Annotated in this window: 15 protein-coding genes, 1 tRNA gene and 2 pseudogenes; 6 read left to right on the top strand and 12 right to left on the bottom strand. The window is 74.4% G+C overall.

Annotated elements, in window-relative coordinates; translation table 11 throughout:
- Positions 1 to 720 carry a hypothetical protein gene (locus ACFWW8_RS31870; protein WP_386534476.1) on the top strand — a complete coding sequence of 240 codons (720 nt, stop codon included), beginning with the start codon at positions 1 to 3 and terminating at the stop codon, positions 718 to 720.
- A gap of 28 nt (positions 721 to 748) precedes the next feature.
- Here ACFWW8_RS31870 and ACFWW8_RS31865 read toward each other — a convergent pair whose 3' ends face one another.
- Positions 749 to 2,494: a PP2C family protein-serine/threonine phosphatase gene (locus ACFWW8_RS31865; RefSeq protein WP_386534474.1), complete on the bottom strand. Its 1,746-nt coding sequence runs from the start codon at positions 2,492 to 2,494 to the stop codon at positions 749 to 751.
- A 218-nt stretch (positions 2,495 to 2,712) separates the two neighbouring features.
- On the opposite strand from ACFWW8_RS31865, the pseudogene ACFWW8_RS31860 reads away from it, so the two are divergent.
- Positions 2,713 to 2,889 (top strand): annotated as a pseudogene (locus tag ACFWW8_RS31860) (MFS transporter); the annotation flags it as partial.
- Positions 2,890 to 3,032: 143 nt separating this feature from the next.
- Positions 3,033 to 3,578 (top strand): FABP family protein, encoded by a 546-nt coding sequence (locus ACFWW8_RS31855; RefSeq protein ID WP_386534518.1) that lies wholly within the window; start codon positions 3,033 to 3,035, stop codon positions 3,576 to 3,578.
- A gap of 120 nt (positions 3,579 to 3,698) precedes the next feature.
- On the opposite strand, the gene ACFWW8_RS31850 is transcribed toward ACFWW8_RS31855, so the two are convergent.
- The gene (locus ACFWW8_RS31850; protein WP_386534472.1) at positions 3,699 to 4,685 is read right to left on the bottom strand and encodes an NAD-dependent epimerase/dehydratase family protein; all 987 of its coding nucleotides are present in this window, start codon (positions 4,683 to 4,685) and stop codon (positions 3,699 to 3,701) included.
- Between the two features lie 132 nt (positions 4,686 to 4,817).
- Here ACFWW8_RS31850 and ACFWW8_RS31845 point away from each other — a divergent pair.
- Positions 4,818 to 4,891, top strand: a tRNA-Met gene (locus tag ACFWW8_RS31845).
- Between the two features lie 555 nt (positions 4,892 to 5,446).
- Here ACFWW8_RS31845 and ACFWW8_RS31840 read toward each other — a convergent pair.
- Entirely contained in the window at positions 5,447 to 6,844 is a 1,398-nt protein-coding gene (locus ACFWW8_RS31840) for a hypothetical protein (RefSeq protein ID WP_386534470.1), read from the bottom strand.
- 326 nt (positions 6,845 to 7,170) lie between these two features.
- Here ACFWW8_RS31840 and ACFWW8_RS31835 point away from each other — a divergent pair, with 326 nt between their 5' ends.
- Positions 7,171 to 7,416, top strand: a complete 246-nt coding sequence (locus ACFWW8_RS31835) for a hypothetical protein (RefSeq protein ID WP_386534467.1) — start codon at positions 7,171 to 7,173, stop codon at positions 7,414 to 7,416.
- 151 nt (positions 7,417 to 7,567) lie between these two features.
- On the opposite strand, the gene ACFWW8_RS31830 is transcribed toward ACFWW8_RS31835, so the two are convergent.
- The 5 genes and pseudogenes from ACFWW8_RS31830 to ACFWW8_RS31810 all read right to left on the bottom strand — a co-directional run bounded on the left by ACFWW8_RS31830 (position 7,568) and on the right by ACFWW8_RS31810 (position 12,019).
- Positions 7,568 to 7,780, bottom strand: a complete 213-nt coding sequence (locus ACFWW8_RS31830; RefSeq protein ID WP_386534464.1) for a DUF4287 domain-containing protein — start codon at positions 7,778 to 7,780, stop codon at positions 7,568 to 7,570.
- A 354-nt stretch (positions 7,781 to 8,134) separates the two neighbouring features.
- Positions 8,135 to 8,383: pseudogene (locus ACFWW8_RS31825) on the bottom strand (maleylpyruvate isomerase N-terminal domain-containing protein); the annotation flags it as partial.
- Between the two features lie 187 nt (positions 8,384 to 8,570).
- Positions 8,571 to 8,996 (bottom strand): hypothetical protein, encoded by a 426-nt coding sequence (locus ACFWW8_RS31820; protein WP_386534462.1) that lies wholly within the window; start codon positions 8,994 to 8,996, stop codon positions 8,571 to 8,573.
- A gap of 111 nt (positions 8,997 to 9,107) precedes the next feature.
- Complete coding sequence (locus tag ACFWW8_RS31815) at positions 9,108 to 9,632, bottom strand: GNAT family N-acetyltransferase (protein ID WP_386534460.1); 525 nt, start codon at positions 9,630 to 9,632, stop codon at positions 9,108 to 9,110.
- Between the two features lie 62 nt (positions 9,633 to 9,694).
- A complete protein-coding gene (locus ACFWW8_RS31810; RefSeq protein WP_386534458.1) occupies positions 9,695 to 12,019 on the bottom strand; it encodes an FUSC family protein in 2,325 nt (774 codons plus the stop codon).
- A gap of 311 nt (positions 12,020 to 12,330) precedes the next feature.
- Here ACFWW8_RS31810 and ACFWW8_RS31805 point away from each other — a divergent pair, with 311 nt between their 5' ends.
- Positions 12,331 to 13,545: a S8 family serine peptidase gene (locus ACFWW8_RS31805; RefSeq protein ID WP_386534456.1), complete on the top strand. Its 1,215-nt coding sequence runs from the start codon at positions 12,331 to 12,333 to the stop codon at positions 13,543 to 13,545.
- A gap of 102 nt (positions 13,546 to 13,647) precedes the next feature.
- Here ACFWW8_RS31805 and ACFWW8_RS31800 read toward each other — a convergent pair whose 3' ends face one another.
- The 4 genes from ACFWW8_RS31800 to ACFWW8_RS31785 all read right to left on the bottom strand — a co-directional run bounded on the left by ACFWW8_RS31800 (position 13,648) and on the right by ACFWW8_RS31785 (position 19,510).
- Positions 13,648 to 14,529: an ABC transporter substrate-binding protein gene (locus ACFWW8_RS31800; RefSeq protein ID WP_386534515.1), complete on the bottom strand. Its 882-nt coding sequence runs from the start codon at positions 14,527 to 14,529 to the stop codon at positions 13,648 to 13,650.
- 103 nt (positions 14,530 to 14,632) lie between these two features.
- Positions 14,633 to 16,555 carry an ABC transporter permease subunit gene (locus ACFWW8_RS31795; RefSeq protein WP_386534513.1) on the bottom strand — a complete coding sequence of 641 codons (1,923 nt, stop codon included), beginning with the start codon at positions 16,553 to 16,555 and terminating at the stop codon, positions 14,633 to 14,635.
- A 286-nt stretch (positions 16,556 to 16,841) separates the two neighbouring features.
- Positions 16,842 to 17,927 (bottom strand): glycine betaine/L-proline ABC transporter ATP-binding protein, encoded by a 1,086-nt coding sequence (locus ACFWW8_RS31790; protein WP_386534510.1) that lies wholly within the window; start codon positions 17,925 to 17,927, stop codon positions 16,842 to 16,844.
- Positions 17,928 to 17,932: 5 nt separating this feature from the next.
- Positions 17,933 to 19,510, bottom strand: a complete 1,578-nt coding sequence (locus ACFWW8_RS31785) for a GMC family oxidoreductase (RefSeq protein ID WP_386534455.1) — start codon at positions 19,508 to 19,510, stop codon at positions 17,933 to 17,935.
- Positions 19,511 to 19,513: the final 3 nt, after the last annotated feature.

Below are 19,513 nucleotides of genomic sequence, written 5' to 3'. Positions count from 1 at the left end.
ATGAAGGACCGCGACGAGAACACCCAGCGGACCACCGAGCCCGCACTGAGCACCGAGGACCTCGCCCGTCCGGCTCCGGCTCCGATCCCGGACCGGGACACGGGCAGGGAGACGGACCGGGACACCGGAACCGGGACGGACCCGGACACGGGCCTCGACACGGGCCGGAGCGCGGGCCTCGACACTGGCCGCGAAGCAGCCGTCTACCCGGGCGAGGCCACCGGCGACGCCCACCGTCCCGGCTCCGCCGACGACGGGATGCGCAGCACGGAGGCCGACGCCTACCGCGCGGACGAGGCCCGAGCGGCCGACGCTGACGCCGACACCGACGCCGATGGCTACGCCCGGCACACCGGGGAGACCGAGCCCCTGACCGGCAGCGATGGCGCCGATGGCGGTGCACCCTCGCCCTCCGGGCCGCCGGGCGGCGACGCCGGGTCGGACGAAGTGGCCGAACCGCTCCTCGGCGCGGCGGAGGCCGAGAGGTACCGCAGCACCTGGAGCGAGATCCAGGGCCGGTTCGTGGACGACCCGCGGGAAGCGGTCCGGTCGGCGGACACGCTGGTGGCCGAGGTCATGCAGGCCTTCGCGGGCACCCTGGCCGACCACCGGGGCCGGCTGGAGAAGCAGTGGGGCAGCGGTGAGCAGGTGGCCACGGAGGACCTCCGGCAGGCGCTGCGCGCCTACCGCTCGCTGATCAACCGGCTGCTCGACACCTGAGGGCCGGGTCCCGGGCCGCGCCCGGGGGTCAGGGGTCGCCCGGGACGTGGACGTCCAGGACGCAGATGTCATCCCGGTGGCCGGGGTGCAGGGCGGCGAGGGAGCGGGCGAGTCTCCCGCCCCGGCCGTCCTCCAGGAGCCGCAGGGTGAGGTCGGCCAGGCGGGCGAGTCCCGCTTCGATGTCCTCACCCGGATCCTCCACGAGGCCGTCCGTATAAAACAGCAGGTGGTCGCCCGGCAGCAGGTCGATCACGGACTGGCCGTACACGGAGTCCGCCGCGGCGCCCAGGAGGCTGCCCTGCGGCTGCGGTAGGAAGCCCGCTTCCCCGCCGCGGACGAGCAGGGGCGGCAGGTGCCCGGCGCGCACCCAGTTCAGGCGGCGGTCCCAGGGCTGGTAGCGGGCCATGACCATGGTGGCGGTGGCGCCCGAGGTGACGGGCGCGCCAGTGGACTCCGAGACGGAGTGCAACAGGAGGGCGTTGAGTCTGCGCAGGACGTCGGGCAGCGCTGATCCGGTGATGGTCATCCCCTTCGTGGTGAACCGCAGCTGGGCCATGGTGCCGACGGCCGCCAGACCGTGGCCCGCGACGTCCCCGACGACGAAGAGTGCGCTCTCGTCGGGGAGTCCGATGGCGCTGTACCAGTCCCCTCCGACGTTCAGTCCGCTGTCGGAGGGCACGTAGGCGACGTCGACGCACAGTCCGGCGAGTTCCAGCGACTGTTCCGGCACGGGCAGCAGGGTGTCCTGGAGCCGTGCCGCGAGGGCGTGCTCGGCCTGGAGCATGCCCCGGTGGACGAGGACGGAGCGTTCGCTCTCCATCAGGGCCAGTTCCGTACCGCGCTGCGCGGTCAGGTCCTGGAAGAACCCGTGCACCTCGACCGGGGTACCGTCCGCGTCCTTCTGCGCTTCGGCGACGAGCCGCAGGTGTCGCAGGCCGTCCGAGGCGGCGATGCGGAACGGCTGGTCGACGGCCTCCCCCTCCTCCAGCAGGCGTCGGACGGCCGTGCTCATCCTCGGCGCGTCCCCGGGCTCCACGTGCCGCGGGAGGTCCTGGAGCCGAAGGGGTCCCTTGGCAGGTTCGCGGTCGAAGACGGCGTAGACCTGCTCGGACCAGCTGACGGTGTCGGCCATCAGGTCCCAGACCGACCACCCGAGGTTGCCGAGGCGCTGCATGTCGGCGAGCCGGCGGGCCTCGCGTTCGCCGTCGTCGTGCCGGATCCAGGACACGACGAGCCCGTCCCCGAGCCGGGTGGCGCGGACCGAGAAGACCGACCGCCGCGGGAGTCCGGCCACCACCTCCTCGTAGGTGAAGGGCTCGCCCCCGTAGGCCGTCCCGGTGGCCAGCGTGTCCAGGTAGCCCTTCCAGAGCGGGGTGCCGACCACGGTCGGGTACGTCTCCAGGACGCGCAGGCCGATCAGGTCCGCGCCCCGGCGCCCCGCCACGTCCACCGCGTCGGGTGCGGCGGCGTCGATGCGGAAGTCCTCCACCTCCCCCGACGGCGCGCGCACGGGGGTCAGCAGGATCGCGGTGCCGGACAGCACGTCGAGGATCCGCTGGACGGTCTCCGCGCCGGCGCCCTCGCCCCCGGCGGGGTCGTCCCGCACGCCGGCGGCCCGGGGCGGGGCCGGGGACGGCCCGGGGGCGCACGTCGTGCCGCCGTCGCCCTTCAGCTCCGCGATCTCGGCCCGGAGCCCAGCCACGACCCTGGCCAGCACGAGCACCTCGGGTGCCGCGCCGTCCCCGGGGAGCGGGAGCGGAGCATCGCTCTTCACCCTCTGAGCATGGCACGCACCGCGCCGGGCGGCCCCGGATGCGGGTCCCGCACACGGGACCCGGCCGGGCGGGCCGGCCGGTGGCCGTGCGCGGGCTGTTTGTCGCGCCCGGGGGCCCGGGCACACGGTGGTGCACGTCCGAATCGACGAAGTCGACCACGGGTACGGTCACCACGAAGGTGCCGGCGCGACTGGACCGCCTCCCCTGGTCCAGGTGACTCATCTCCAGCGGGGTGGTGTCCGACGCCGTGCTCGCCTTCTGCATCGGAGCCGCGCTGATGGTGGCGGCGGGGGTGGTGGCCGTGTTCTCCGCGGTCGCCGCCGAGGGCCGCTCCCTCGAGCAGATCGCCACCCCGCTCTCGGCCCGTAACGCCGAGGTTCCCCCTTCGTCCTGACGGACGGCGGGGGGGCGCGGGCGGGGACGCGGGGCGGGTATCGAGGCGCGGGCGCGGGGCGCGGGCGCGGGGCGGGGCCTTCGCCCCGGGTGATACTTGATCACGGCGCGGCACGGCAACTTCCCACAGACAGCAGGGTGAACATGTTCGAACCGGTGCGGGAGAATCCCTATCCTGACAGCCACGTCCCCGGCGAGGGCCCCGATCCGCATCCGCTGCTGGGGCCGGTCCTGCCGCTCCTCGGGCGGTGGCACGGCCGCGGCCGCGGCCAGTACCCCACCCTCCCGCAGGACTTCCGGTACGAGCAGGAGATCACCTTCAGCCACGACGGCCGCCCCTTCCTCCGCTACGAGGCACGCGCGTGGCTGGTCGACGCGGCTGGGGACCCGGTGCGCCCCGCGGGGCGGGAGAGCGGGTGGTGGCGGGTGACCCCGGACGCGGGCCTCGAGGTCGTCCTGGCCCACCCGACGGGCATCGTGGAGACCTACGTCGGCCGGGTGTCCGGCACCGCGTTCGAGATCGAGACCGGGACCGTGGGGCTGACCCCCCTGGCCAAGGAGGTCACCGGGACCCGGCGCCGCTACACGCTCGACGACGCCGGGGAGCTGACGGTGGTCCACGACATGGCGGCGGTGGGCGAGCCCCTGACCCACCACCTCACCACGCACCTGCGCAAGCGCGCGTCCTGAGGCGCGCGTCCCTCGGGCGTACGGGCGTCAGGGGCGCGGACGTCGGGCGTACGGACGTCAGGGGCGCGCACGTCCGACGTACGGACGTCTGACGCGCGCGGACCTCCCGGTCCGCAGGCCTCAGCCGAGGGCATCGAGCAGTTCGCGCTCGCGGCCCGCGCTGAGGCCTGCGCGCCGCGGACGGTCCAGGCCCTGGTCGCGTTCCCAGCGCAGCGTGTCGGCCAGCAGCTCGGCGCGGGGGCGGTGGCGCAGGCCGGCCGCCCGGGCAGCGGCGCCCGTGCGGGCGGACCAGCCTTCCCAGCCCGGTTCCTCGAGCCACATCGGCATCGACTCGGGGCCCATGAACCCGGCCACACCGTGCGCGAGCAGCCACTCCGGGGCGGCGGCGGCCACCGGGCCCGTGTGTCCGCCGATGGAGCGGGAGAGCTCGATCCACTCCCCCAGCGGCACCACCGGCCCCACCGCGTCGTACGTCCCGGTGGTCCCCGCCTCCGCCGCGTCGAGCAGCCAGCCGGCGAGGTCCCGCACGTCGACCACCTGGGTCGGCGCGGCCGGCGAGTCCGGCACCAGCATCCGTCCGCGGGGCTCGCGGGCGGCCCGCGCCACCCAGTAGCCGGACCTGTCGGTGTGATCGCCGGGGCCGCCGATGAGGCCGGCGCGCGCAATGACGAGCCGGTCGCCGACGGCCCGCGCGGACGCCGCCTCGCAGGCGGACTTGGCCTCGCCGTACCCCTCGCGGTCGACCTCGTCGCGGTCGGTCGGAGGCCGCAGCGCCGTGGACTCGTCCGCGCCCGGCACGGCGTGCGAGGCGTAGGCGCTGACGGACGAGACGTACGTCCAGTGCTTCGCCCTGCCGGCCAGCGCCGCGAGCGCCGCACGCACGAAACCGGGCTGCCACGACACCTCCAGGACGGCGTCCCACTCCCGGTCGAGCAGCCGATCGTACGCCGAGGGGTCGCGCCGGTCGGCCGTGAACAGCACCGCACCGTCCGCCACTCCCCCGCTCTTCCCGCGGGCGAGGCACGTCACCCGGTGCCCGCGCCCGATCGCCTGCCGCGCCAGCTCGCGGCCCACCCATGCCGTCCCGCCCAGTACGAGGATCTCCATCCCCGTACTCAAGCACCGCCGGTGGTCCCGGGGCGGCGGGGTTCACCGAGGGCGGAGTTCACCGAGGGCGGAGGGGACGCGGCGGCCGTGGTCAGCGGCCCGCGCCGCGTGGCGTAGGCTGAGGTCTACCGACGCGGGGTGGAGCAGCTCGGTAGCTCGCTGGGCTCATAACCCAGAGGTCGCAGGTTCAAATCCTGTCCCCGCTACTGCACGGTGCGGCCCGGGTCCTCGGACTCGGGCCACACCTGTTTCCGGGCCGGGCGGTACGTGCCCCGTCCGAGTGGACCTTCTTCCCCCGATCGGACGCCTGCCCGCCATCGAGGCTGGTCAGATGGGGTGAAAGGGCGGATCCGGTCGTTCCTGCCCCCCACCGGGAGCCGTTGACCGGGATGTGACCACCTCAAGCACCACCCCGATACTGTCCGGAGCTCCCTCGACAACGTCCCGCCCCACCCCGCGGGAACCCGGCGCGGCGACCGCGCCCAGCGGCATAGTCGCCCGCGTCCTCACCGCCCGTACCGCCACCCGGCGTTCCCCGGTCGCCCGTTCCCGGACCGGCCGGGAGCCGTCGAAGCCGTCGGCGACGTCATGACGTTCACGCTGCTGACCTGCGCGCCGATGCTCGCGGCGGTTCTCCTGCTGTACTGGAAGCCGCGCGAGCCACGGCACCGCCGCCACTCCGTCCGCGCGGCGCGGCCGCCCGCACGACGCCGGACCCTGATCCGCCGTCACCTGTCACCGCCGCCGCTGAACGCGCCTGCCTAGGCCGTACCGGGGGCTGGGGCCCGGCGGGTCCCAGCACCCCGGTCGATGGTCAGCGCCGGCTCGGGGGTGTGGTGCAGGAACTCCAGCCGCTGTCGGGCCAGGCTCAGGTGCCGGGGGTCGAGGGAGGGCAGGCGGTCGAGCAGCAGGATCAGCTCGGTGCCGGTGTCCAGGGCCGCGACCGGGTCCTTGAGCTGGGTCCAGCAGTAGAGGGCGCCCGCCGCAGCGGCCTTCACCCCGGGGGCGTCCGCGTCCTGGCGGGCCAGGCGGGCGCGGCCCGCGCTGGTCCACAGCTGCGTCGCGAGCCGGAAGTCGCCCGCCATCCGGGCGAGGTCGGCCCGGATCTCCTCCCACTCCGTCGCCTCCTGCGAGGCGTTCCCGAACGTCTGCAGGACGTACTGCTCCCAGCCCCGCGCGAGCGTGGCCGCCTCGTGGTGCCGGCCGGCGGTGGCCAGGGAGTGGATGTGGGGCCGCGGGTCCCGGCCGGGGGCACGGCCCGGCGCGCTGACCGGTACGGCGGGAACCGGTCGGGGTTCACGGGCCGGCTGCCGCCGCCGTACCGGCAGCGTCCTGGTGCTGAGCGCGTCCTCGGCGTCGCAGGGCGCCGCGGCGGACTCCGGTACCCCCTGCCGGCCGGGCGCGACGTCCGCGGGCGGCCGGAAGGCGTCGCGTACGGGAGCGGGCGAGGCGCCCCCAGTCGGCGCGGGAACCGCCGAGGCGGCGAGTTCCCTGGCGGTGGGCAGGACGAGCGCGCCGGGGGGCAGGGACGCCGATCCCACGGTGAGCGCGTGCAGCTGCAGGTTGGCCGGGCGCCGGGCGCTGCGCCGCAGTTGCTCGATCCAGTGCCGGGTGTAGCTGCTCACGTTGTTGCCGCCGCCGGTGAACCCGGGGGGCGAGACCACCCCGTACACCTCGGCGGACGGGGACGCGGGCAGGCTGCCGTACTCCCGCAGCAGCGGCCACGCGGCCTTGTCCGCCGCGAGGTCGAGCAGCACGGTGGTCAACCCGGTCGGCCGGCCGCGCAGTTCGAGTCCGAGCCACTCCCAGGGCAGGCCCGTGTAGCGGACGGTGCCGGCCGTGGTTCCCGCGAGGGCGAGGTGCAGGCGGTTGCCCCGGCGGTCCACCGTGAGCCGTCCGGACAGGTACACGAGCAGGGGGCCGGGTGTGGCCGCCGCCGTGCGCAGGCGCATCAGCACGGTGTTGGGGTCCCGCGCGCCGTCGAGGTACGTGGTGTCGCTGGGGACGTCGCTGTTGAGCAGCATCGAGGCGGGTACCACGCCGAGCGCGGCCAGGTTCGCGCTCGGCGCGACCTGCACGGTGCGGCGACGGACGGCGGCGTCCCCCGCGATCAGGAGCACATGCCCCCGCTGGTGCTGCTCCGGACCTCTGTTGTGCATGAGCAGACCGTACCCACTCCGCGCGCCCGCCGACTGCCCCGGTGGACGCGGGAGTTCCGCAGCGGCGGGCCCCACGGCCGCGTGTGCCCCGCACGAAGCGCTCCGGACCGGCCCGACACCGCGCGGCGAACCTGCCCCGGATTCTGCCGCCCACCTGCGGAAACGATTGCTCCGGAGCCCTGATGGCCTACCGTTTCCCTCTGAGGACCGCTCCACTCGTCGAGCCGTTGCCGTCCCGGCGGAAGCACCGCTCGGGGGCGGACGGGTGCCCGGGACGTGCAGGACGTGCAGGACAGGAACGACCACCGGACCCCGTGGGGATGACCGTGCGCCACAAGACAGCCTTACTCGCCGCGTCCGCGCTCGCCTTGGCGGCGGCCGCCGTCGGCTTTCGTTCCCAGGACCCCGCCGAACCGGCCGCCCCCGCCGTCCGCGTCGAGCCCGTCGTCCGCGGCGACGGGGCGCGCTCCGGGCCGGCAGCCGGGCGCCCGTACCCGCGGCCGGACACCTCCCCGGCCCCCCACCCGGGGGAACGGTGGACGCGCGCGGTGGCCGACCTGCTCGGCCCCTGACCGGGGCGTGCGGGCCCCTCGGTCGGCGCGGCGCCGTGCCGTCAGCGCCATGGGGGCGCCGGAGCCAGGACGGCGAGCCGCCCGCCCGTCCGTCGGAACGCGGCACCGCCCGGTTCCGGTCCCCCCTCGCCCCTTCGGGCGGGACGCCCGGTCACCTGCCGCTGTCCTCCGCGAGGGTGTGCGCGACGAGGGCGTTCGCGTGGCCGTGGCCGAGCCCGTGCTCGGTCTTGAGCCAGGAAACGATCTCCATGTGCCTGGTCAGCGGCGAGGAGCGGATGAGCTCCTTCCACTCCGCTACCGGGCGTCCGTACTTCTTCTCTATGGAGGGGAAGTAGCTGGCAGGGCCCTTGGCCGGCTCGCTCATGTCGTGTGTCCCGTCTGCTCGTCACATGGGCCTCCGCCCGCTGCGAAGAACCGTCACCTCTGTAGACGTCGCCGGGCGCCCGGACTCATCGGTCCGGCGGCTACCGACTGCCGGGACGGGACGGGACCGGTGCGGGGCGCGGTGTCCCGGGCGGAGGAGACCGCACCGTCAGGTGCCGCTCCTCCGGCTCCCACGCCCGGAGCAGGTCGATCAGCCCCGCGTCTCCGGCGATGCGCAGGGACCGTGCCGGGATCCGGTCGTGCATGAAGAGGACCAGTTCACCTGCCGTGGTGTGGACGCAGACGCCGGCGGCGACCGGGCCTGTGCCGGCCCCGGCACCGGTACCGGTACCGGGCGTTCCCGTGGCGCCTCCGGGGCGCCCTCGGGTGCGGCCTTGCCCGTGGCGGCGGGCCCCGCGGCCACGGTGGCGGCCCAAGCGCGGCGCCCCTCGCCCAGGTGCCGCGCCAGATCGAAGAGGGTCCAGTCGGGACAGGGGGGCACCTGCGCGTCGAGGCTGGGCGCGGTGGCGACCGCGGCGCGGAAGGCGGCGGACCGCTCGTCTATCAGCCGCAGCAGATCGGGGAACTCGAGGGTCTCGTGCACCCGGGATGTCCATCACCCCGCTCCGGCACCTCGACAGTGTCTTTGCCCGCACCCCGCCCGGCCCGGCGTTCCGCTACGGCGCCGGGGTACGACGCGCCGGGCCTGCGGCCGGCCGGCCCGGCTCACGGATCGGCCGTTCCTCCCGTGCACCAGGCGCGTGCGCGACGACCCGGCACGGGGGCGGCGCTCACGGGGTTCGGCCGGCGCTCCGGACGGTCGTGGTGTTCGCGTAGTCCAGCAGGTTGATGAGGAATCCGAGGGCTTCGGCCACGTCCTGTGCGGAGCCGACGGTCTGCGGGTCCAGGTGGCCGCCGATGCGGTAGGGCCGGCCCGCCGTCTCCAGGACGAGGGAGCCGGCGGCGAAGGCCGGGGGCGGGGTGGCGCTCGCGATGATCTCCAGCAGCTCCGGAGCCGCTCGCAGCAGCGTCTGCTCGTCGTGTTCGGCGAGCGCCGCGCCGAGCACCAGCGTGTCGTCCATCCTCATGATCGTGATCAGGTTCCCCGCGCCGACGGAGAGGGTGACCGCCCGGCCCGCGTCCAGTTCGGCGCCGGCCCCCTGCAGGCCCATGCCGTCCAGCAGTTCTTTCACCCGTACGGTCAGGTTCTGGGGCATACGCGATTCCTCCACTCGGCGGGCCGGGACGGTCGGCGGGGGCTCCGCCCGGAGCCCCACCGGTCATCCCATCAGGCCGGGAGGGGTGCTGTCACGGGGACGGCGGATCGCCTAGAGGTCGATCCAGTACCGGCGCTTGGGACCGATCAGGGTCTCCCGGACGTCCTCCAGGACCCCGCCGTTGGACTCGATCGTCCGCATCGACGCGCTGTTGCCCGGGTCGCAGGTCAGCAGGACCCGGTCGATGCCGAACAGCCGCGCCTCGTACAGGACTTGGGCCAGAGCCCAGGTCGCCAGACCGCGCCGGCGTGCCGAGGGCCGGATGCTGTAGCCGATGTGACCGCCCGCGTCGAGAAGGATTCCGTTCAGGTAGTGGCGCAGGTCGATGGCGCCGAGGTAGGTGTCGCCCTCGGCGATCCACCAGTAGGTGGCGTGGACCCGCCCCTGCTCGACCGGGAGCGTCCGGTCCCCGTACGAGCGCAGCCGCTCCACCCAGGCCGCGAAGCCTTCGGGGCTGTCCACGTCGTCGTCGGAGCCGAGGCCGGCTCCGTCCATGTGGGCATCGTCCCCCCACTCCTCGCGCGCGGCGAGCCAGGAAGCGTGCAGGCGTGGGGTCGGTGCGATCAGCTCAGGCATGCCCGGACGATAACAGTCCGATCATCCGACCCCCGCGCCTCGGTCCGCCCCGGTCCGCGTCGTCAGGCGGCGGTTCCGGCCGGACCGGTCGCCGGCCGCGGCCCGTCCCGGCCGGGCAGCGGGGGCAGCGGGGCCTCGATCGCGTGGGCCGCCGCCATCCGGGCCAGGTCCGCGGTGAGCGAGTCGAGCCACGCCACGGCCGTGAAGAACAGCGGGGGCGCGTCGAGCGTGGCGTCCGAAGGCTGCGGCCCGCCCGCACCCGGCCGCCCGCCCACGTCCGCGGCGGGCTCCGGGGCCGCGCGGGGCCGCGCGTCCTTCGGTACGTCGAACCGGGCCGCGGCGCGACCGATGCCCTCCGCCACCCAGGCCCCGTACGCCCGCACCCTGGCGTACGCCCGCGGGTCGGGCGGCGAGCCCTCCTCCGCGGCGGCCAGCACCCGCCGGGCGCCCCACAGCACGTGGTGCCCGACCATCAGCGCGCTGTGCCAGTCCGGGCTCGGTCCGGCATGGCGCTGCGCCTCGCCCTGGTACTGGGCGTAAGCCGACTCCGCCAACACCAGCGCGTGCTGGACGTCCGGGTCGTCGCCGCCGAACGGGCCGCCGGCGTTCGGGCCCGCCGCCCCGTCCGCGGGGCGGCCGCCCGCCGGGGTGACGGCGCGCGTGGTGGTCGTGACCTCGGCCGCCGCGGCCCGCAGCAGCCGGGCCACGGCCCGGCCCACTTCGTCGTGGGCGCCCCGCGGCCAGGCGAGCAGTCCACAGACGAGGCCGATGACGCTGCCCACGAGCACGTCCAGGAACCGGTACTCGGCCAGCTGCCAGGTGGTGGGGGCCAGCTGCGCGAACGCCACCGCGACGACCAGCGTGAACAGCGCCTGCGCCCAGCCCACGCCGCGCACCGGGCCGACGAAGAAGGCGACGAGCATCAGGGGCGGCAGCGCGATCGCGTACGGCAGGCTCGTCTCGCCGGCCAGGGTGAGGACGGTCCCGGCGGCGAGGGCGCCCAGGCAGGTCCCGATCAGGGCCGCGCGCACGGTGGCGCGGGTCTGGACGGCGGTGGTCCGGGTCAGGCTGAGGACGGCGAGCATCGCCCAGAAGCCGTGCGGCAGGGAGTCCAGCCCGGCCACCGTCCGGGCGGCGGCGAGCGCGAGGCTGATCCGTACGGCGTTCTGGAAGTGGACGGACCGGGGTCCCGCGTGCCCGGACAGCCGGATCCACCACAGCCGGAGCGTGCCCGGCCGGGCGTACCAGAAGCGGCCGGGATCGCCCTCCGGGAGTGCGCCGCGCCCCCGGACGGCGATGTCCGCGGCCGTGCCGAGCACCAGCGCCACGTCCGCCACCTCCAGCAGCGCGGCCTGGCGGCGCCGGTCGGCCGGGGCGGGGGGCAGGAGGCGCGCGTTGTCGGCCCGGTCGTGCACCAGCCCGCGCGCCGCCCGCCCGGCATCCGCCTCGGGACGGCCGTCCGTGAGCAGTGCGGCGGTGTCCCGGGCGGCGCGCTCCACGGAGTGGAGCAGGGCCAGGCCCGTGGCGTCCGGGCGGGTGCCGGCGAGGGGGCCGGGCAGGGCCCGGAGGCGGACCAGCAGGGTCCGCGCGGCCAGGCCGGTGTGCGCCAGCGCCCGCTCGTGCACCCCGGGACCGGCCGGGCGCTCCCCCTCCGGTACGTGGGACGGTCGCAGGCCCTCGCCGGTGGTCCTGGCCCGCTCGGCGAGCACCGCGGGCAGGGCGTACGGGGGCTCGCGCAGCGCGGAGGCGCACCGGGCTGCGGTCGTGGCGGCGGCGGCGGCCCGGTCCCGGTAGGAGGGGACGCGCGGGTCGGGCAGGACGTACGCCTCGGCCAGGATCAGCAGCACGATGCCCGTGACGGTGCCCGCCAGCCGCTCGCCGAGGTCGCCCGGTACGTACGGGGGGAAGCACGGCAGGATGTAGAGGAGCTGAAGCCCGGGGGCGGCGCCGGCGGGGCGCGGACCGCCCGCCGAGGCGAAGGCCAGGCAGAAGCCGATGACCAGCATGCCGGCCACGGCGGACCAGGTGCGCACGGCGAGGAAGGTGCCGACGGTCACCAGGGCGCAGGCCACGGGCAGGACCCGGACGAGCTGGGTGGCGCGCTGGCGGCCGGTGCCCGGAATCCGGGACAGCGCGGCGAGCGAGACGGCGGCGAACAGGGCGTACGTGGCGGACACGGGGCGGTCCAGCGCGTACAGGAAGACGTAGAAGCCGGCGCAGGCGGCGAGGGTGACCCGGACGGCCCGGCGGGCCGTGGCCGCTGTGGCGCCGGTCCCCGCGCGCACCTCGGCCACGGCCCGGGCGAGCGCCGACGGGCGCCCGCGGGCTCCCGTGTCATCGCCGCCGCCGTTCACCGTGGCGGTGCCCGTATCCGTGTTCGCGCCCATACCGGCTCCGCCTCACCACTCACGGTCTCCGGGTTCCAGGATCCCACGCCCGGCGGGGACGGGCATTCGCGAACGCACACGAGAAGTGGCCATCCCGTGCAGAAGGTTCGAAGAGTGTGACCGTTCCGAGGAGCGGGCGAGGAGTTCCCTTTAAGAAACCTTGTTGAATATCCCCCAGGCCCGAAGTGACCTTGAATCAGCTCCGCGAATCGACCATGGTTTCGATCAACTCCCGGAGATCTTTCGGCTCCGGAGGGTTTGCGCGACAACGCTTGACGCCCCACACGTCAAACACGAGGAGAACCCTCTACATGTCAACTCACAAGCACGCACGCACCCGTTCCCGCGGAGTTCGGGTCCTGGCAGTCGTCACGGGAGCGGCGACGGCAGCCGGCGTGACCTTGTTGCTCTCCCCCCTGGCCGGCGCTGCGACTCCGGCTGAGGGAACGGTCTACGGACTGGGCGCACCCGGTGCCCTGAGCGGCAGTTACATCGTCATCCTCGACAAGTCGGCCGACAAGAAGGCACTTGCCAAGAAGTACGGTGGCGAGGTGCAGCGCGAATACGCATCTGCCATCAACGGCTTCTCCGCATCGGGGCTTTCGGAGACGGACGCCAAGCGTCTGGCCGCCGACCCGACCGTGGACAAGGTCGTCCAGAACAAGAGGTTCACCATCAACGCCACGCAGGAGAACCCTCCTTCGTGGGGCCTGGACCGCATCGACCAGGAAGAGACCGCAGCGGACAAGAAGTACGGCTACCCCGACGCGGGTGGTGAGGGCGTCACCGCGTACGTCATCGACACCGGCGTGCGGATCAGCCACAAGGACTTCGGCGGCCGGGCCGAGCACGGCTTCGACGCCATCGACAACGACGAGATCGCCGACGACGGCAACGGCCACGGCACGCACGTCGCCGGAACCATCGCGGGCACGTCCCACGGTGTCGCCAAGAAGGCCAGGATCGTCGCCGTCCGGGTGCTGGACGACAACGGGTCGGGCAGCACCGAGCAGGTCGTGGCCGGCATCGACTGGGTCACGCAGCACCACAGTGGTCCCTCGGTGGCCAACATGAGCCTCGGCGGGGGCGCCGACGAGGCGCTCGACGAGGCGGTGCGCCGGGCGATAGCCGCCGGTGTCACCTTCGGCGTCGCGGCGGGCAATGAGTCCTCCGACGCCGGCCAGGGTTCGCCCTCGAGGGTTCCGGAGGCGGTGACGGTGGCGTCGAGCGCCGCTGACGACTCGCAGTCCTCGTTCTCCAACTTCGGTTCGATCGTCGACCTGTACGCCCCGGGCTCGGACATCACCTCCACCTGGAACGACAGCGACACCGGCACCAAGACCATCTCCGGTACCTCGATGGCGACCCCGCACGTCGTCGGGGCGGCGGCGCTCTACCTGGCCGGGCACAAGGGTGCGTCGCCGGCCGAGGTCGCCGGGGCCCTGACCTCCGGCGCGACCGCCGGGAAGATCACCAACCCGAGCAGCGGCACCCCCAACAAGCTGCTCAAGGTCTCCGCTGAGTGACCCCCTTCTCCCACAGGCCGAGGCCCCCGCACCCGATCAGGGTGCGGGGGCCTCGGTCCGTGCCCGGCAGGGGCCGGGGGCGGTTCCGGCCCGGGAGGGGGGTCAGCGGACCCACGGCTCCCACACCTCACGGTTGCTCTCCACCCACTTCTTCGCCGCCTGCTCCGGCGGCAGCTTCTCCTCGGCGATCATGAGGGACACCTCGTTCTGCTCCTCCACGCCCCAGTGGAACCTCTTCAGGAACGCGGCGGCCTTCCCGCCCGACTCCGAGAAGCGCGTGTTCAGGTACTTCTGCAGTGGGGTGTGCGGGTAGGCGCAGGCGACCTTCTCCGGATCGGCGTCGCAGCCTTCCTTGTACTCGGGCAGCTTCACCTCGGTCATCGGGACGCGCTCGAACAGCCACTGCGGCGTGTACCAGTAGGTGAGGAACGGCTTGCGCTCCTTGGCGAACTGCTTGATCTGGGTGATCTGGGCGGCCTCGGAACCGGCGAAGACGACCTCGTAGTCCAGGCCGAGGTTCTTCACCAGGGCCTTGTCGTTCGTGACGTACGACGGGGAGCCGTCCATCAGCTGGCCCTTGCCGCGGCTCTCGGGGGTGCGCAGCTGATCGGCGTACTTGTCGAGGTTCTTCCAGTCGGTGACGTCGGGGTGCTCCTCGGCGAAGTACGTCGGCACGAACCAGCCGATGTGGCCGGTCACGCCGAGGTCTCCGCCGGGGGTGATGGTCTTCTTCCCCTTGACGTACCGGTCCTCCTGCTCGGGGTGGCCCCAGTCCTCCAGGATCGCGTCGACGCGCCCCTGGCTGAGGGCGTCCCAGGCGGGCACCTCGTCCACCTGGACGGTGTCGACGCGGTAGCCCAGCTCGTGTTCGAGCAGGTAGGAGGCCACGGCGGTGTTCGCCTGGGCGCCGACCCAGGACTGCACGGAGAGCGTGACGGTCTTGGCGCCCTGGGCGGCGGCGTACGGGGAGGACTGGCGGGTCATGTCGGCGGCGCCGCAGCCGCTGAGGACGGCGAGTCCGGTCGTGGCGGCGAGTACGGCGGCGAGACGGCGGCGCCGGGTGGTGCGCGGTGATGGGGCGGGCATGTCAGGCCTCCTTCGCGGGCTGGGTGACGCGGTCGAGCAGCAGGCCGAGGCAGACGATCGCGGCGCCGGCCACCAGGCCGGTGGCCAGGTCCCCCTGGGCGAGGCCGAGGACGACGTCGTAGCCGAGGGCGCCACCGCCGACCAGGCCGCCGATGATGACGACGGCGAGGACCAGGACGACGGCCTGGTTGACGGCGAGGAGCAGCGCCGGTCGGGCCAGCGGGAGTTGGACCTGCCACAGCTGCTGCGAGCGGGTGGCGCCGAGGGAGCGGGCCGCTTCCATGGCGGCCGGGTTCACCTCGCCGAGGCCCTGCGTGGTGATGCGGACCACCGCGGGCAGTGCGTACACGACGGCCGCGGCCGCGGCCGGGGCGCGGCCGACGCCGAACAGGGCGACGACGGGGATGAGGTAGACGAACTGCGGCATGGTCTGGCACACGTCGAGCACCGGGCGAAGCAGCCGCTGGGCGCGGGCGCTGCGGGCGGCGCCGACGGCGATGGCGAAGCCGAGGACCAGGGTGACGGCGACGGCGGCCAGGACCTGCGAGAGGGTGTCGAGGGAGGGTTCCCAGACGCCGAGGACGCCGATGGCCGCGAGGGCGAGGACCGCGGTGAGCGCGGTCCGCCAGGTGCCCACGAGGAGGGCGACGGCTCCGGCGAGGAGCAGCAGGGACCACCAGGGGGCGGCCTGGAGCGCGGTGCGCAGCGGGTCGAGGACCCAGCCGGTGAAGCGGGCCGACCAGTCGGCGGTGCCGCCGACGACCGGTACTCCGGAGTACAGGTGGGCGGTCATCCAGGCGACGGCCCGGTTGACGGGCTCGGCGATGGGGACGGTCCAGGACTCGGGCCACAGGGTGGTGTCCGCGATGCGGCCCGCGACGGAGGCGGCGACGGCCGCCAGCACGGTCAGCAGGCGCCCGTACCAGCCGCCGAACACGCGGCGCAGCAGGTGCTTCTCTCGGGCGGGGTCGGGGGTGGCGCCGAGCCGGGTGCCGGCCGCGTCGGCGGTGCGGTCGAGGACGACGGCCAGCAGCACGATCGGGATGCCGGCGGCGAGGGCCGCGCCCACGTCCACGGAGGCGAGGGCCTGGTACACGCGGTCACCGAGGCCGCCGGCGCCGATCACGGAGGCGATGACGGCCATGGACAGGCCGGTCATGATCGCCTGGTTCACGCCGAGCAGGAGCTGTCGTCGGGCGAGCGGGAGCCGCGCGCTGAACAGTCGCTGGCGTCCGGTCGCGCCGAGCGAGGCGGACGCCTCCAGGACGCCCGCGTCGGCGTCGCGCAGGCCGAGCGCGGTGAGTCGGGCCATCGGCGGAGCCGCGTAGACGACGGTGGCGAGGACGGCGGCCGGCACGCCGATGCCGAAGACCAGGACCATCGGCAGCAGGTACGCGAAGGCGGGCAGGACCTGCATGGTGTCGAGTACGGGGCGCAGGGCGCGGTCGGTGCGCGGGGACAGTCCGGCGGCGAGGCCGAGCAGGGCGCCGACGGCGACGGCCGCGGTGACGGCGACGGCCATCAGGGCGAGGGTCTGCATGGTGGGTACCCACATGCCGAGCAGTCCGCAGGCGGCGAACGCGGCGACGCAGGTCAGGGCGAGCCGGATTCCGGCGAGGCGCCAGGCGACCAGGCCGGCGAAGGCGGTGACGCCGAGCCAGCCGGCGGCGAGCAGCACCGTGTAGACGGCGCGGACGCAGATCACGACGGCGTTGCTGACGTGCCCGAAGAAGTACAGGAACAGCGGGTGGCTGTCCCGGTGGTCGATGATCCAGTCGCCCGCCCGGCCGAGCGGGCCGGACAGGTCGACGGCGAGCCGGGCGGGCCAGCTGCCGGCACCGGGGAAGGCGAGGGCGAGCGGGATCAGGAGCGCCGCGGCGACGGCGAGCGGCAGGAGCTTGCGGACGGTGTGGTGGCTGAACAGGCCGGTGAGGCGGGGGGCCGGAGGCCTGCCGGATGCGGTGGGGCGGTGGGTCGCCCCGCGGCCGTCGGTCCGGGTGTCGCGGGTGTCGCCGGTCTCCCGGGGATCGCGGCGGCCGACGGTGGCCGAGCCGTCGCCGTGGGCGCCCGGGCGGACGCGGCCGGTGCCGGTGGCCTGGGGCCGTTCTGCGTCGCGCGGGTCGCGGGGGTCGCGCACGGAGGGGGTGGCGGCGGTCACGCGCACCACCTGCCCGTGCCGGGGACGGGGGGCGCGCAGGCGGGTCGGCGCGTCACGCGGCCACCCCCCGGGCGGCCGGGGCGGGGAGGCCGGCCACCACCGCGAGGAGCGCGGCGTCGTCGACGATGCCGAGGCACCGGCCGCGGTCGACGACCCGGGCGGGGCCGCCGCTGCGGGCGACCGCCTCGATGGCCTCGACCACCGTCGTGGCGGGGGCGAGCGCCGGGCCCCGGTCGGCCTCCCCGGCCGCCGCGGGGCGCATGGCGCTGCGTACGGTGAGGACCTGCTCGCGTGGCACGTCGCGGACGAACTCCCGTACGTAGTCGTCGGCGGGCGAGCCCACGATCTCCTCGGGGGTGCCGAGCTGCACGATGCGGCCGTCGCGCATCAGCGCGATCCGGTCACCGAGGCGCAGCGCCTCGGCGAGGTCGTGGGTGATGAAGACCATGGTGCGGCCCTCGTCGTGGTGCAGCCGGGCGACCTCGTCCTGCATCTCGCGCCGGATGAGCGGGTCCAGTGCGCTGAACGGCTCGTCGAACAGCAGGACTTCGGGGTCAGCGGCAAGGGCGCGGGCGAGTCCGACGCGCTGCTGCTGTCCGCCGGAGAGCTGTCCGGGGCGGCGGTCCTCCAGGCCGTCGAGACCGACCTTGGCGACCATCTCGGCGGCCTTGGCGCGGCGTTCGGCCCGGCCCACGCCCTGGATCTCCAGGCCGTAGGCGACGTTGTCGAGGACGGTGCGGTGCGGCAGCAGGCCGAAGTGCTGGAAGACCATGGCCGCACGGTGGCGGCGCAGCTCGCGGAGCCGGGCCGCGTCCATGGCGAGGACGTCCTCGCCGTCGATGGAGAGCGTCCCGGCGGTGGGCTCGATCAGCCGGGTCAGGCAGCGCACCAGGGTGGACTTGCCGGAGCCGGAGAGGCCCATCACGACGAAGACCTCGCCCTTGCGGACGTCGAAGCTCACGTCGCGGACGGCCGCGGTGCAGCCGGTGGCTTCGCGGAGTTCGGCCGGGGGCAGCTCGGCGTGCTCCGAGCCGGGGACCTTCGCGGCCGCGGCCTTGGGGCCGAAGACCTTCCAGAGGCCGCTCACGGAGAAGACGGGGATGTCGGCGGCGTCGGGCGCGGCCGGGCCGTGGGTCATGGCGTTCACCGGGTCTCGCCCCCCAGCAGCTCGGCGGCCTTCTCGCCGACCATGAGAACTCCGATCATCGGGTTGACCGCGGGCATCGTCGGGAAGACCGAGGCGTCCGCGATCCGGATGCCGTCGAGGCCGCGGACCTTCAGGTCGGGTCCCACGACGGCGGTGTCGTCGTCGGCGGCGCCCATCTTGCAGGTGCCCGCCGGGTGGTAGACGGTGTGCGCGACGGAGCGGGCGTACGTGCTCAGGGCCTCGTCGCTGGTGATGTCCGGTCCGGGGCAGACCTCCCGCTTGAGCCAGCCCGCGAGGGGCTCGGCGGCGGCGATCTTCCGGGCCAGTTTGATGCCGTCGACCAGGGTGCGGCCGTCGTAGTCGTCCTCGTCCGTGAAGTAGCGGAAGTCCAGGGCCGGCTTGACCTCGGGGTCCGGGCTCGTCAGGTAGAGGCGGCCGCGGCTGCGGGGCTTGGGGATGTTCGGGGTCAACGAGACTCCGTGGGCGGGGCGTTCGTAGCCCAGGCGCTCCGGGTTGTCCGTGAAGGGGATCTGGTAGAAGTGGAACATCAGGTCGGGGCCCGGCGATTCGGGGTCGCGGCGGACGAACAGTCCCGCGTCGCTGTCCATCGCCGAGTTCTCCGGGATGGGGCCGTCGGTCTCCCAGACGATGACCGACTCGGGGTGGTCGAGGAGGTTCTCCCCCACACCGGGCAGGTCGTGGACGACGGGTATGCCCAGGGCCTCCAGCGCTCCGCGCGGTCCGATGCCGGAGTGCAGCAGCAGGCGCGGCGTGTCGACGGCGCCGGCGCACACCAGCACCTCGCGGCGGGCGCTGATCAGCGACTCCGTTCCGTCCGCGGCCCGTACGCGCACGCCGCGCGCCCGGGTTCCGTCCAGCTCCAGGCGGTACGCCCAGGTCTCCAGCAGCAACCGCAGGTTCGGCCGGGCGTCCATCACCGGGTGGAGGTACGCCACCGACGCGGAGGAACGCTTGTTGGTCTCGGGGTGGTAGGCGAGGTCGAAGAATCCGGCGCCCTCGTGGAAGGGCTTGCGGTTGAAGCCCTCGACGAGCGGCACTCCGAGCGCCGTCTGCGCCGCGTCCACGAAGTCGCGGGCGATGGCGTTGCGGTCGTCCTCGCCGACGGGAACGACGTTGTTCAGGAGCCGGTCGAAGTAGGGGTCCATGGCGGCCGCGTGCCATCCCTCGGCACCCGCCGCGGACCACTCGTCCCAGTCGGAGGGCAGCGGCTTGAACGCGATGAGGGTGTTGTGCGAGGAGCACCCGCCGAGCACGCGGGCCCGGCTGTGCCGGATGTTGGAGTTGCCGCGCGGCTGCTCGGTGGTGGGGTAGTCGTAGTCCAGCTCGCCGCCGAGCAGGCCCATCCAGCGGCGCAGCGTCAGCACGTCGGGGCGGTCGACGTCGCTGGGACCGCCCTCGATGACGGCGACCGTGACGTCGGGGTCCTCGGTGAGGCGGGAGGCGATCACCGAGCCTGCGGTTCCGCCGCCGACGACGACGTAGTCGTACTCCTGCTCGGTCCCGCCGTCGCGGTGCGCCGCGGTCGTGGTGGGGGTGTGCGTTTCCGTGGTCATGTG

Origin of the sequence: Streptomyces sp. NPDC058701 (genome assembly GCF_042715295.1) — a bacterium.
Taxonomy (GTDB): domain Bacteria; phylum Actinomycetota; class Actinomycetes; order Streptomycetales; family Streptomycetaceae; genus Streptomyces.
The sequence above is the reverse complement of the archived record's forward strand: the minus strand, read 5'-3'. Positions and strand labels throughout refer to the sequence as shown.

Coding starts and splice junctions, on each gene's coding strand:
- ACFWW8_RS31870 (WP_386534476.1), top strand. CDS start 1: ATGAAGGACCGCGACGAGAACACCCAGCGGACCACCGAGCCCGCACTG.
- ACFWW8_RS31855 (WP_386534518.1), top strand. CDS start 3,033: ATGTTCGAACCGGTGCGGGAGAATCCCTATCCTGACAGCCACGTCCCC.
- ACFWW8_RS31850 (WP_386534472.1), bottom strand. CDS start 4,685: ATGGAGATCCTCGTACTGGGCGGGACGGCATGGGTGGGCCGCGAGCTG.
- ACFWW8_RS31840 (WP_386534470.1), bottom strand. CDS start 6,844: ATGCACAACAGAGGTCCGGAGCAGCACCAGCGGGGGCATGTGCTCCTG.
- ACFWW8_RS31830 (WP_386534464.1), bottom strand. CDS start 7,780: ATGAGCGAGCCGGCCAAGGGCCCTGCCAGCTACTTCCCCTCCATAGAG.
- ACFWW8_RS31820 (WP_386534462.1), bottom strand. CDS start 8,996: ATGCCCCAGAACCTGACCGTACGGGTGAAAGAACTGCTGGACGGCATG.
- ACFWW8_RS31815 (WP_386534460.1), bottom strand. CDS start 9,632: ATGCCTGAGCTGATCGCACCGACCCCACGCCTGCACGCTTCCTGGCTC.
- ACFWW8_RS31810 (WP_386534458.1), bottom strand. CDS start 12,019: ATGGGCGCGAACACGGATACGGGCACCGCCACGGTGAACGGCGGCGGC.
- ACFWW8_RS31805 (WP_386534456.1), top strand. CDS start 12,331: ATGTCAACTCACAAGCACGCACGCACCCGTTCCCGCGGAGTTCGGGTC.
- ACFWW8_RS31800 (WP_386534515.1), bottom strand. CDS start 14,529: ATGACCCGCCAGTCCTCCCCGTACGCCGCCGCCCAGGGCGCCAAGACC.
- ACFWW8_RS31790 (WP_386534510.1), bottom strand. CDS start 17,927: ATGACCCACGGCCCGGCCGCGCCCGACGCCGCCGACATCCCCGTCTTC.
- ACFWW8_RS31785 (WP_386534455.1), bottom strand. CDS start 19,510: ATGACCACGGAAACGCACACCCCCACCACGACCGCGGCGCACCGCGAC.